Here is a 15,308-nt window from a genome sequence, read left to right as displayed (position 1 = left end):
TGGCTCGCCCATCGCTTGCGACAATCCTAGGACCCCTATGAGGGTTGATTTTGCGATTGTTTTAAGGCCCTGATATCGCCAAGAAGCCAACTTTCCACAACGAAAACGCGTTCTCCACGCGTCACTCGCTTGCAGCCCCCTCTCCAGGGAAATACGCTGAGACAACGCCCAAAAATACTTGCCATCTAAGTTAGACAACTATGACCCAGCGGATCCCCTCCAAGCTCTTGGGCAATCGTCGCAACAAGAAGCTTGTTCGCAGATTACTGCTTGAGAATCTCGAAGCTCGTCGACTACTCGTACGACAAGTCTCTGGTGTTATCCAATCGCCCGATACATGGTCTGGCACCATTCAAGTTGTTAGCGATGTTACGATCAATAACCAGCTCACCATCGAGCCGGGCACGGTAATAAAATCGAACACTGGCCAAGCCATCACGATTGGTAGTAGTGGTAGCCTGTCGGCACTCGGCACGGCTCTGCAACCGATCATCTTCACAAGCACTCAAGACGATACGGTTGGCGAAGATCTAACCGGCGCCACAGTTGGTTCGCCGCAGCGCGGTCACTGGAAACAACTCTATATCGGCACCAGCGATGCCACGCTCGAGCATTTCGAAGTGCGATACGCGGGCAACGATTCGAATCCTGGCAACACTTTCGGTCCCTACCGGACGGCATCGATTGAAATTGCGGCGGCCGCCTCGCCCGTGCTGCGCCATGGCCAGATCGTCGAAGGTGATTGGAGCGGCATCTACATAGGCGGCAATGCGACGCTCGATACAATTCAAATCGAACGTGTAACGCAAATTGCCTTCATTCAGAAACTGAACCTCAGTCCCACGTATCGCCAGCTCTCCGCCAGCGACACTGGCGGCAATCATATTTCAATCGAAGGCGGTACGCTCACCGCCGCGCAGAATTGGGACTTCGGTGGCTTGCCAGCGCATCTCCAGTCCAGTGTAGTCATCGACGAAGCGCTCAATCTTGCGCCCGGATCGATCGTCAAGGTACCAACCGGACGATACATACAAGCCCGGTCCGGCTCGCTGGTCGCTGCAGGCACCGCAGCCTTGCCCGTTGTATTTACCAGCGTCACGGATGACTCGGCAGGCGGTGACTCCAACAGTGACGCCAATGGCAGCACACCAGTTCCCGGTTCTTGGCAATCGCTATTGATCAGTAACTCGAGCTCGACATTAAATCACGTCGAGGTGCGCTACGCAGGCAACTTCTCAAACCCGGGCAATACATACGGCCCATATAAGGTATCGAGTCTGATCGTCAGTGGGTCGCCGCTACTGACCAACGTGCGTGTTCGCGACAGCGAAAATGTCGGCCTGCAATTGGATGGTGGCTCACCGCGACTGGAAGGCATCACGGTTGAGCGCTCTGGACAATATGCGATTCACCAGGCGTTAGTGGCTACGCCACAATATGTTTCTGTATCACTCAGCGGCAATGCCCAGAATCATATTGGATTGCAGGCTGGTACGTTATCGTCGGATCGCAGCTGGAATTTTCTGGGCTTGCCGGTGCACGTGCGTGGCGGCGATCTGCGTATTCCAGCCAATGTGGCTTTATCGTTAGCAGCTGGCACGATTCTCAAATTTGAACCTGGCACTTACTTCGATGCGACTGGCACTCTGGCAGCAGGCGGCACCGCTGCCAATCCAGTTATTTTCACCAGTCAGTTTGACGATACCGCCGGTGGCGACTCGATGGGCGATGGCGCCTCGACCGCCAGTGTCGGAGGCCAATGGGAATCGCTGTACCTGGGTAGTTCGAATAGTGTGCTCGAATATGTCGAAGTGCGCTACGCAGGTAACGTTTCCGATCCGGGAAACCTCTACGAGCCCTACCGGGTTGCGGCTATCCAAGTCACCGGTTCAGCCCGACCGACGCTGCGCAACTCGCGGATCTTTATGGCCGAGAATGTTGGCTTGCATGTTCAGTCAACTTCGGCCCCGCGGTTAGAAACCCTGCGCATTGAACGTTCGGGTCGTGAAGCCATCTATCAGAACTTCCAGGCTGATCCGGTGTATGCAGGAGTTATCTTCAGCGAGAATCGGGGCAATCGCATCACTTGGGAAACAGGCACAATCAGCACTGCACGCAGCCTGGATTTCCAGGGCTTGCCCGTGCACCTGACTGGCGACCTGGTTATCGCTGTCAACGGCACGCTGGACTTGGCACCGGGCACGATTTTTAAAATGCAAACCGGCACCTATGTTAATGCGGTCGGCCGATTGTCTGCCAATGGCACAGCCGAGCGACCTGTGATCTTCACCACTGTCCACGACGACTCGGTGGGCGGTGACTCCAATGCCAATGGTACTGATACAACACCAACTCCAGGTATGTGGGAAGCCGTTTATCTGGATTCATCTACCTCTCTACTCAATCACACTCAAATTCAATACGCCGGTAATGTCGCCGGCCCTGGCAATACGTATGAGCCGTATCGATCCGCAGCGCTGTATGTGCGCAATAACTCGGGGCCCGTCATTCGTAGCACAAGCATTCGCTTTGCTGAAAATGTAGGTCTGACGCTGGAGGGCCAAACGACGCCGGTGCTGGATGGTGTAGTGATCGAAGCGTCTGGTCGCGAAGCTATCACGCAAGCTCTTTCGGCGATCCCTGTGTATGCGGGAATCGAACTGCGCAATAACGCAGCGGATCGTATTACCTTGAGCGGTGGGACGATTACGGGCGCGCGCACGTTCGACTTTAATGGCTGGCCAGCTCATTTGACAAACGATCTGGGCATCGCCGTAGATAGCAGTCTCACACTCGTCGCTGGCACAGTCCTCAAATTCCCAGTCGGCCGGTACATGTACGCTGGTGGAACACTGATCACGCAAGGTACTGCGGCTTCACCCGTAGTTTTGACCAGTCTGGAAGATGATTCGGCTGGCGGCGATTCCAATGGCGACGGCATGGCTACCAATCCCACACCCGGCAGTTGGGAAGCGTTGTATATCGATTCGAGCAGTTCGATACTGGATAACCTGCAGGTGCGATTTGCAGGTAACGTCGCCAGCCCTGGCAATACGTATGAACCCTATCGGATCCCTGCAGTTCAAATTCGTAACTCCAGCCAACCGCTGATTCGCAATATGCGAATTTCCTATAGCGAGAATATAGGCCTGGGACTGGAGAGCGGTACCGCTCCCCGACTGGAGAACTTGCGCGTCGATCATGCAGGTCGCGAATCCATCTGGCAAGCACTAACCTCTGAAGCTGTGTATACCAACCTCCATGTCAGCGACAATGCAGCCGATCGCGTGACCTTGCAAGGCGGTGCGATTGCCAAGGCGCGGACTTTTGACTTTAGCGGAGTACCGGTCTACGTCACCGGCGATTTTTCTGTGAGTTCTACCGGCGATTTGACGCTGGCGCCTGGCACCATTTTGAAGTTTGCCGAAGGCAACTACTTTCATGTCCAAGGTTCACTCACAGCCCAAGGTACAGCTGACCAACCGATCATTTTCACCAGCCTATCCGACGACGGATCGGGCGGAGACTCCAATGGCAACGGCACATTGACTCAAGCCGTACCGGGCCGTTGGGAGAGTTTCTATATCGACTCGTCATCGGTAACGCTCGAGCATGTGCAGGTGAAGTACGCCGGCAACGCCGTCAACGCAGGCAATACTTATGGCCCCTATCGCATCGCAGCCATGCATATTCGCAATGGAACTGCTCCCTCAATCGATCATCTGGCAGTGATTGCCGCCGAAAATGATGGCATATACGTAGGCGATAACTCCACGCTCACCCTGACCAATAGTCGCTTGAGCAACATCGGCGGCACCGCCATCAACGTCGACCACGGCTCGCTGAACATCTCCGGCAGCGTGCTCCAAGATGCAACTCGCGGTATTCGCATCGCTCGAGATCGAACGGCCAGCGGATCCGGCAATATCTTTGTCGGTCTCACGACGGGCGTGCAAAACGAGAATACCAACTTTACTTCAGCTAACTTTCAGTCCAACTGGTGGAATAGCGTCGGTGGCCCCCACGATCCCTCTAATGTGGACGGCCGCGTCAACGATAATCCAGCCGGCACAGCGGTAACCAACTATGTCGACTATGGCAGTTGGCTTACCACTCCACCGCCAATACAAAACGGGGCCGCGATTGCACGTTTGGAATTGTTGCCGACAATCGATGGCTTCCTCGTGCACTTTCGTGATTCAATCAACGCATCCAGCTTTACACCTGCCGACATACAGATCAGCGGGCCGACCGCAGTTCAAGCCCTGGAGATATCGGCCATCGATCGCCTGACCTACAAAGTCAGTATCGGTCAAGATCTGGGAGGCGGCAACTTTCTGCGCCGCTTTGGCAATGGCACTTATCAAGTCAGTATTGGCCCGAACATCAACGCTGCCTCTGGCCCCCTGATGGATCAAGATGCCGACGGTATCGCAGGTGAACCGAGCGAAGATGTTTACCGACAATCGCTGAGCATCGACGCCCTGGGGCCTTATGTTAGCGGTATCAATCCTCCCGCATCAGCCACGCTCAATCAGAGTTTCGCTTCGCTGGATCTAACGTTCAGCGAGCCGGTGGAACTGGGGCGCATTCCGCGCACCGCAGTCACCTTGACGCGACCAGATCAGTCCAGCGCCGATATCCTGGGTGTGATCCAAATTTCAGATACCGTTGTGCGAGTATTGTTTGAAACCCAATTTCAGAACGGCAGTTATACATTCCAGCTGACACCATCCAGTGAGATCACCGACACCGCTGGCAATCTGCAGGATCAAAATCGAGATGGTACCGCCGGCCAGAACCCTGAAGATGTTTTCACTGCCAGTTATGTATTGCAACGTCGCTCGCTGAAAATCGTTTCTCAGATACCAGCTACCAGTACCAACGATGCCATCACCAGCATCGATGTATTCTTCAGCGATCCAATTCAGAGCAATTCTTTTTCACCGACCGATGTGACCCTGGTTGGCCCCACGGGCAACATCGAAATCATCAGCGTAACTTCCATTTCCAGTACGCAGTATCGCATCGCCGTCCAGCGCTCCACGGCCGATGGCGTTTATGCACTATCTATCGGTCCAGCGATTACGGATATTGGTGGCATAGCCATGGATCAGGATGGAGATGGCTTTCCAGGTGAGCTGGATGATCGTTATCAAAGCAGTTTGCAGTTAGGCGGCGCTGGTCCACAAGTGTTGGCGATCACGCCCTCGACCAAAACCCCAGCCCCGCTACCGTACTTCGATGTGACCTTTAGTGAGCCGATTGATTTTGCGACGTTCACGCCAATCGATACGGTGCTGAGCGGTCCCGCTGGCCCGATTGTGGTTTCCGCCATTGAACGACTGAGCGCCACCGTGGCCCGAGTCCAGTTCCAACCGCAAACGCTCGAAGGCAATTACACGCTATCGCTGGGTCCCAATGTGGCCGATGCAGGCGGCACTTTGATGGACCAGGACTTGGACGGCCAGAGTGGTGAACCACTGGACGATGTCTATTCGGCTACGCTGTTTGTCGATGCGACTGGCCCGCGCGTGCTGGCCACCTTGCCCACTGGCGGCATCAACGTGGCTATGTCGACCATCGATATTTTCTTTAGCGAAGCCATAGCGGCCGCTTCGGTCACCGCGGCTAACTTTACGCTCAGCGGTCCCGCTGGCCCGATCACGCTCACCGCGATCAGCCTGGTTGAGCCCACCAAGGTTCGACTGCGCTTTGCCGAACAGACAACTCGTGGCGCTTACACGCTGACCATCTCGGCTCAAGTTCGTGATCTGGTCGGCAATGCCATGGACTCCAATCAGAATGGCAGCTTGGGCGAAGCCGATGATACGTTCGTCGCTACGATCAATATCGCCCTGCCCGACCTGCTGGTCGCGTCCGCGACGGTCCCTGCAACCACGGAGAATGGTGCGCTGGTCACGATCAGCTATACAGTGCGCAATGATCAACCGGGCACAGCCATAGCGTCTTGGACTGATCGCGTAGTGTTCAGCCCCGATCGTTTCTTCGGCAACAACGATGACGTCGTCTTGGCGACGCAAACTATCACGAGCACTCTGGCCGGTGATGGCACTTATACTCAAACCGTAACGGCCAGCATTCCCTATGGCTACACCGGTCAGGCACGAATCTTTATCGCCACCGATGTCGTCAACAACATCCTCGAAATCGACGAACAGAATAATCGACTAGAAAAGATCATTGAAGTAAATTTCCAGCGACCGCCAGCGGACCTGGTTATCGATACCATCACCGTGGCCAGAAGTGCGGGACGTGGCACTGTCTTGCCGCTTTCCTTTCGCGTGCGCAACGACGGTATTGCCACCACCGATGTCGCCACCTGGAATGACCAGGTATTCATCAGTAGCGATCAGACTCTCGACAGCAGCGATCGCAGCTTGGGAGTTATCGAGCGTTCGGGAGCTCTGGCGAGCGGGGCATCTTATACAGTGACTCCCAACCTGATCATTCCGAGCAATCTGCCGCTGGGTAACTATTACATCATCGTCAAGACCGACAGCGGCAACCTGGTTGTCGAACCCACGGCCGAAGAAAACAATGTCACAGCCAGCTCGAGTCTGACCATCACGACTGCGCCTCTGCCGGACCTGGGCATTACGACGGTTGCCCCCATTCAATCCAGTCTGCAATCGGGCGAACCGATCACGATTCAATGGGCAGGAATAAATTCTGGGAACTTGAGTGCTCAGGGGACATGGATCGATCGCATTTATTTGTCGTCAGATAGCACGCTTTCCAGCGGAGATCTGTTACTGGGCGAAGTCTCGCAAACGCGCACCTTGGCACCAGGTGGCACTTACAATGCGACGCTGGCTAGCACACTGCCCGAGGGCATCAGCGGTCAATACTTCTTGATCGCCGTCCCTGACGCGACAGGTACGATTGCCGAAGGTGATGGCGAAAGCTTGGGCACCATGCTCAGTGCGCCACTAACGATTGCCTTGTATCCCTATGCCGATTTAACGGTTACGCAAGTCACTGCTCCAGAATTACTGATTGGAGACCCCGTCGATTTGACTGTGACCTGGCAGGTCGAAAACGTGGGTGCCGGGGCAGGACGTCAGTCGAGCTGGACCGATCGCGTGGTGCTCAGTCACAATACGACGCTCGGCGATAGTGACGATCTGATCATTGGTCAATTCGCGCACGATGGGGCGATGCCCTCTGGAACCAGTTACGAGCGCACCGAGATCATTCCACTGGCGGCTCGCACCAATGGACGATTCAACCTGTTTGTGGTGACCGACGCACTGGACAATGTTTACGAAGCGACTGGCCATCAATCCAATCAAGCTAGTCCGGATCACTTCGTCGATATCACGACCATCGCCTATGCGGACCTGATTGTGGAGACCGTGACCACCAGCGGTAATCCCGTCAGCGGTCAGCCAATCGCGGTCACGTGGAGTGTCAAGAATCAAGGCATTGCGACGACCGACACCTCCGTATGGACCGACTATATTTACGTATCCAGCGACGCCAGTGGCGCTAGCGGCCTGCGTTTAATTGGTTCCAGTACCCATGGCGGCGCTTTGGGTATCGATCAGTCTTATACGCGTACGGCTGACGTTGTCCTGCCTCGAGATTTATCCGGTGTGCATTACATCTTTGTGCGCACCAGCGGACCTTACGAATTCATCTACAACGATAGTGGCAATCAAAACCGTTCCGATGCGATCGATGTTCTCTTTGTGCCGCCACCGCCGGTCGATCTGCGCGTTGACTCGATCTCGCTGGGTGGGCTGACGCAAGCCCTGGACAGCACGCAAGTGGAAGTCAGTTGGACGGTTCGCAACGATGGCCCGCAGGATACTGAAACTGGTTGGACAGATCGATTGATTTTGCAGTCGCTTGCCAATGCCAATGAGGTATACGAGATGGGGTTGTTCACAACAGCCAATCCGCTCGAGGCCGGCAAGACGCTCACCCGCACCGAACTGGTGACCCTACCCAGAACGATGGGCTTGTATCGATTCTCAGTAGTCACCGATTACCGTAGCGAAGTCGTCGAGACCAACGAGAACAACAATTCATTGACGTCGGACAATCTGCAAATCAATCTGCGACCGCGGGCTGACCTGCGCGTGACCAACGTGACTGCACCTGAATTGGTTACCGCTGGAACGATCATCGATGTCGCCTTCACCGTATCGAACGCTGGTACCGCCGATACACCCAGTGGCAGCAGTCGTTGGACAGATCGCGTGTGGCTGAGCAGCAGTGCCAGTGGCCTCAGCGGCGCAATCTTGCTCGGCCAACTTGCCAATCAATCGGCTCTCGGTTTTCCTGGCACGACCACCGGTACACCCACCGAATATCGCACGCAAACCTCCTTTACAATCCCGCGAGCCTTGTCGGGTAATTGGTTCGTCGTTGTTCAGACGGATGCTTTTAATGTCGTCGATGAGTTTCCTTCCGAGGGCAATAACCTGTCGGCATCGGCGCTAGCCATCGATGCCAACCCGGTGCCACCGCCGGACCTGGTGGCCCAGGCGATCTCCGGCCCAGGTGATGTCTTTGATAACTCGAGCGTGAAAGTACGTTATCGCGTCGCCAATCTAGGCGCTGGGCAAACCGACCCTGGATCGTGGACCGACCAGATCTGGTTGACGCTGGGCAAAGATGGTCCCAAGCCCACGCGTGGTGATATCTTCCTGGGTAGCGTGGGCCATGACGGTGTGTTGCAAGTTGGCCAGGCCTATGATGCCGAAGCCACCGTCAACATTCCCAAAGGAGTCACCGGTCAGTATTTCTTGACGGTCTATACCGATGCATCGAATCGCGTGTATGAAGCTGCCTTTGCCACGAACATCAATCCCGATGCACCTAATGATATGGAAGGCAGTAACTTTCGCAGCACGCCCATCAATGTGCTGCTGACACCGCCGGCCGACTTGCAAGTCACGCGAGTAACGGCCGATCCGACTGGCATTGGTGATCGCCAGTTCACCGTTACGTGGCAAGTGACCAATAATGGTGCAGGCACCACCGATCGCGATGTATGGGCGGATGCGATCTATGTCTCGCAGGATGACAAATTGGACGGCTCGGATCAACTGGTATTTGCGTTACCACAGCCGGGACCGCTGACTCCAGGTCAGTCCTACGAGCACTCAGCAACATTTACACTGCCACCCAGCGCCGCCGGCAGTCATATTCTGGTCAGAACCAACGTCGATCCTAGAATCGCGCTGACAGAAGAAGACAAGTTTTTGCAAGAAGTGCGCGGCGTTCTACAGCGAATCGAGTCGGCCACAGGCAAACCGATAGGCGATGTCAAAGTTAGCGACCTCAAGAATTTTTCGGTTCAAGAGCTCCGCGATATTTTGGCTGGTCCCTCCAATACGCTAGCCACCGTGTATGAAGGTCCTTACACCAATAACAATGTGGGTGTTGGTGTTACCAACATCATCTCCGCAGATGCCGACCTGCGCGTAAATCAAGTGACAGCGACGCCCACCAGCCTCTCGGGTGAATCGATCACGGTCAACTGGACCATCGAAAATATTGGCGCCTATGCTACCGCCAACGAAACGAACAGTGTTGAACAGTTGGTCTTCCTTTCCAAAGACCCCGTCTTTGATTACTCGCGAGCGGTGCTCGCCAAACGTGTAACCCACGTGTTCACTCAGCCGCTGGCGCCTGGTCAAACTTATCAGCAGTCGACCCAAGTCAGCTCGCCGCCCGGCAGTAGTGGACGATGGTATGCGCACGTCTTCGTCAATATTCCGCTGACGCGCTATGGACCATTGTTCTCTCCAATTTCGAAAGGCTCGTTCCCCGATTGGATTCAAGGATTTTCCGGTCGCGTATGGGAAAACAATACGCTGACCAATAACCAAGCCACGTCGAATGAAATACAGATTACGTATGCCGAACCCGATCTGCGCATCACCAATTTCTCGGCGGTGCCTGATAATCCCAACAGTGGCAGCGTCTTGAATGTCACGATGACTGTCACCAACGAAGGCACGCGGACGACGCGGGTCGATCACTGGAGCGACGCAGTCTATCTATCTGGCGATCAATCGCTCGACACGTACGACATCTTCTTGGGTAATAGCTCACGCACCGGCCAGTTGGATCCCGGCCAGTCGTATACCTGGACGACTCAAGTTCGCATCCCTGACAACATTGGTGGTCGGTATTACCTGGTAGGTGGCACTGACCGGGTATTAACACCCTGGTCTCCCGGTTATCATCCCCGACCATTGAACTATCCGGCCCAGTCAGGGCCAGCTCGCCTATACGGTGGTGGGGCAGGCAGCGTAGCTGAATTCGCCGACGAAGATGATAACTTGTCTTTCTTTGCGATCGACGTTCAAGCGGTCGATTCACCTGACCTGGTGGTCGACGCCGTTGTGGCCAGTGATCGAGTCGAAGTTGGCCGTCAATTTACCGTCATGTATACCAGTACCAATGACGGCGGCAGTATTCCCACTTCACAAGTGCCTTATTTCGACCGAGTCTATTTATCGCGCGATCCGATTTTGGATGTAGCCAGCGATCATTATGTCGGCGAAATCCGGCACAACGAGCCTATGGCTCAAGACGCAACGCGAACGACCCAACGAGACTTCTGGCTGCCACGTGGGCTGTCGGGCAGTTATTACGTGATCGTGGTGACCGACGTGCCGCGGTCGTCGCGACCACTGGGCGAAGTCATTGAGAGCAACGAAGAGAACAACTTCCAGCGCAGCGCACTGCCAATCCTGATCGTGACTCCGCCACCAACCGACTTGCAAGTGGTCGATGTGGGTGCAGCCGGCAATGTGCAAGTTGGCAGTACTGCCTCGGTCAGCTGGACCGTGGAGAATCGTGGCGAAGTCGCGGCCACAGGTCGCTGGGCCGATGCAGTTTATCTATCGGCCGATGCGGTGTGGGATATCGGCGATCGCTTCCTAGGTCGCATAGAGCCTCCACTTGGTCGCACGTTACAGCCTGGCCAGTCGTATAGCGCGACCTTGAACTTTGAAACACCGATCACGCTGCCGGGCAGTTACCGCGTTTTGGTGCGGACCGATGTTTTCGATGATGTGTTCGAAGGTGAAAACAATCGCAACAACACCACGGTCTCATCCTCAACACTCAGCGTTACTGTACCTGAGTTGCGACTGGATATTCCACTGGACGATCAATTGGCCAGCGGGTCAGTGCGTCTGTACCAAATCGAAACCCAGCCGGGTCAGACTTTGCGCATCGACCTGGACAGTTTGAATGACATTGGTTCGCATGAACTGTTTGCCCGCTTCGAAGCCTTGCCGACGCCCTATCTGTTTGATGCCCGCTACGAAGGTTATTTACGATCTGATCAATCCTTGATCATTCCTGAGACACTGGGTGGTCGCTACTACATCCTGGCTCGGGCTGGTGTGCGCAGTGAAGAACGCACCGATGGTACGCTTCCGGCCAGTGCCCCACTGCCTATTCTGCTAACAGCCACCCGCATTCCCTTTAGCATCACCCATGTAACACCCGATGCGGGAGGCGATGATCGATACGTAACAGTGCGCATTAGTGGCGCAGAATTTCCAGAGCAAGCCACGGTGCGCTTGGTGCGACCTGAACTGGCCGAGTTGGCGCCGGTCAGTTTCCGTCGCGTAAGTGCGGTGGAGTTAATCGCCGTCTTTGATTTGCGCAGTGCACCCCATGGTCTGTACGATGTTCAAGTCTTGCATCCAGATGGACGCCTGGCCGTTGATCCCTATCGCTTCCAGGTCGAAGAGGCAGATCCCTACGAAGTCAACGCGGGGCTGGGCGGTCCCAGTCTGATAGGACTTGGTGAAACAGGCGGCTATGGTATCGCTGTTCAAAACCTGGCCAACGTCGATACTCCTTACACGATCATTGAATATGCCATACCCAACATACGCAACACGGCCGGCATCATTCCCGGTCCCGCTATTGTTATGCAGACTGGCCTGCGCGGTGATGGATCGACCGTAGCTCCGCTGTTTGATTCGGTATCTACTTTTGATTTTTCAAGCGTGGCACCGGAGCTAAACCTTTCGGGCGCACTGACGGGTCGCGCCGTGGCCATCGATCTGCCAGCGCACACGACAACTGAACTGGGCATGGCGGTGACGGTCTATCCAGAGTTGCGCGATCTCTTGGCTGAAGATCCCGACTTTTTGGAATCGCTGCGCCCCGATGAACTGGATGCATTGTCGTTTGATTTCTATGTGGTCGCAGCTGCTACGCCCTTAACGGCCGCTCAATATCGCGACTATCAACTCCAAGAAGCTGCCCGCCTGCGGAACGCGATACTGAGCGATGCCGCTGCGCCGGCAGGTCTGCGCAGCATCGCAGCCAACTCCGACAACTTCGGAACTCTTTATCTGCGAGCCCTAAGTGATATAGGTTTGTTGCGAGCTGAAGACTCACCGCCTTACGCGGACATGGTGTCCGATAACATCAATGCCTTCTTCATCGCAGTCGGTGGGTTGCTGGGCGGTGATGCCGGTGACGGCATTATTGCTGAAGCCGCTCAGAACTTCGGGACCGCCGAAACTACGCTAGGCTCAGCGACTGAACAACTGCGCGGCTACTATGGTCATACGCCCGATGTTTATGGTGGTGGCTTCCCATCATTTGCAGATTACGATTTGCAGCAGGCCCAGGCAACCTCAATGGTCGCGTTCAACATGCGCGCCGGATTTCCGCGTGAATTCGATGGCCAGGCTGCCGATGAAGTGGTCTTCAACCTCGATGACCTCGGCCAGTTCACCACCGACACCGTCACCATTACACCACCGGTAACCACCGAGTCCAGCGGTATGGTGCCGCGCGGCGTCCCGTTACCGTTTACCATTGCCTCGACCTATGACTCGGCAGCCACCAGTCCAGCTCGCGAGATTCGAATTGTCGTACCGCTGGATGACACCCTGGATGAACGCAGTTTTCAACTTTCCGACATCGATCTGGGTGGCATCACCTTACCCATTCCAGCTGGTCGCCCTTCGTTTGTAGGTGAATTCGACTTAAGCGACACCCAAGGATACGTATTGCAAGTGACCGCTGGCGTCGATGCAATCACGCGCAATGCTACCTGGTTGTTGCGGGCAGTCGATGCTCGCGATGGCTTACCACCGCAAGATCCAACCATAGGGCTGTTGCGCGCGGGCCAACAGATCAAAGTAGGTTTCTGGGTCGAAGCAGAAACAGTGGCTGCAGCTGGTACGGGCCAGGACGTCCAAACGGGTGATGCCATCGAGCTGACTGCGCGGGTCATCGTCGATCAACTCGCACCGGTCGATTCAAGGTTGTCACGAGTGACTCTGGATGCTGTGGCACCCACCAGCACATGGAACGTCATACCGCTGGGTAGCGATCGCTATGATCTGCAATGGTCAGCCAACGATGATAGTGGTGGCTCGGGTGTGGGCAGTTATTCGTTGCTGGTCAGTACCGATGGTGGCAATCGCTATCGTACATTGTTATATCAGACTGCGCTCACGGAATACGTGGCAACGGTCGACTCCGATCAGCCGCCTCTGTTCTTGGTGCGAGCGATCGACAAGTCGGGTAACGTGGAAGCTCCGCCAGCCGGTGCACGCGTGCCTCAACTAAAAGCCCCGATCAATCTGGGTTCACCACCAATCGCTACGCAAGTCGCGGCGACTCAGCTACCGAGAGCTACCCAAACAACATCGTCAGCCTCCACACGCGTTTTCGACGAAGCCGATCTGGGTGTGCTTTCGCAACGCAGCGCTACGCGACCAAGTCAATTCACGCGCGTGCTGCGTCCCTTGGCCGCTGAAGCCTTGGTGACGATCCCCGGCAACAGTGGCGCGGCCATCGGCGCGCTGGCCATGGCAGTCAGCCCCGATAATCAGTGGTTGTTTGTGTCCGGCGGCAGCGGTCGCAACGCGCTTTACCGAGTCGCATTGGCGGCCGGTAACAACGCACTTCACAGCCTCGCCACACTCAGTTCACCCATCTATGATCTAGTGTTTGACGAAGCAGGCCAACTGTGGGCGTCCACCGGCGGTGAAGGTTTATTGCAGCTGGATCCAACCAGCGGTGCGATCCTGGCGACTTATGGCGCCGGCGTTTCGCTAGGACTAGTAGCGATTCCTGGTCAGAGTGCCCTGTATGTGGCCACCACCGGTGGCGTATTGAAATTCAATACCGCCTCACGCAGCTTCGAAGCCTTTAGTAGTGAACGCGTTGATTCACTGGCCATCGCGGCCGACGGCACGCTCTACGGTACGCAGTGGCCTGCAGGCGGGCGCGTCGTGCGACTTGACTTCCGCGGTCGCGCCACCGCAGTTGGTGATGTTACCGATGCAGAATCGATCAGCTTTGGTGCTGCAGGTTCGCTTTTGGAGGGGCTGTTGATTGTGGGCCATCAAGATGATGGACGCATCACCCTGCTGGACCCCAAGTCGCTACGCCAGCGCGATATAGCCACCAGCGCATCTGCCCGCATCGAAAACATTGTCAGCCTCAGTGATGGTCGCTTCCTGGCAACCCAAGGCACACAGATCGATCAGTTCTTCAGCGTAGCTGCGCCCAAGCTAGTGCAAACTCGCATTCTCGATGGCAACAACCTGGCATCCCTCTCCTTCGATGTCGCTCTGAAGGCCAACAGCTCTACCGATCCAGTCAGCTCGCTCAATCCATCCAATTATTCGCTGGTGAATCTCGATACCAACGAAGCGATTGCCATCGGTGCGATCAACTATGACGCCATCAATCGCACCTCGCGCCTGCTGTTTGAGCAATTGCCACCTGCGCCGTATCGACTGACCGTCGCAGCGCATGTGCAAAGCGAACAGGGAATTGCTATCGGTGGTAGCGGAGCCTCGATCGATTTCCGTGTGTTCGAAGATGTCACAGCGACATTGCCGGTACGTTTCAGCAATACGCGAATCAATCGCCTCGACGGCACGGTCTTGGTGGACGTAACCGTTACCAATAACGGGAGCTTTGACGTAGCTGGTCCCATTCAACTGGCCTTTGGTCAATTGCCTGACAACCAAGTAGTTGTCGTGGGCAATGTAGCGGATTCAACCAAGACACTTGAGATCTATAGCACCGGCAGTGTGCTAGCGACTGGTCAAACGATTACGCAAACGATTGCAATCGCCGACCCACTCCTGCTGGATCTGAATTTAACACCCAGCGTGCGCGCGGCCTTGCCGCCCAATCGCTTGCCAGATTTCAACACCACACCGGTGGTCTCCGTGGCGCTCGGTGAAGACTACAAGTATGAGGCCGTCGCGCAGGATCCCGATGGAGCCACGATATCCTATGTTTTGGCACAAGCTCCTGAAGGGGCA

Annotated in this window: 1 protein-coding gene (cut by a window edge); it reads left to right on the top strand. The window is 55.6% G+C overall.

The window, feature by feature from the left end:
- Nucleotides 1–200: 200 nt before the first annotated feature.
- Nucleotides 201–15,308, top strand: the 5' portion of a protein-coding gene (locus SH573x_RS02950) for a CARDB domain-containing protein (RefSeq protein ID WP_479352823.1). Its footprint extends 21,222 nt past the window's final position; only the first 15,108 of its 36,330 coding nucleotides appear in the window; the start codon lies at nt 201–203; its stop codon lies beyond the right edge, outside the window.

The sequence above is a fragment of the Rania fehmarnensis genome (assembly GCF_056494185.1).
Note: the sequence above shows the minus strand (reverse complement) of the source record. Positions and strands in the feature narration are given on the sequence as shown.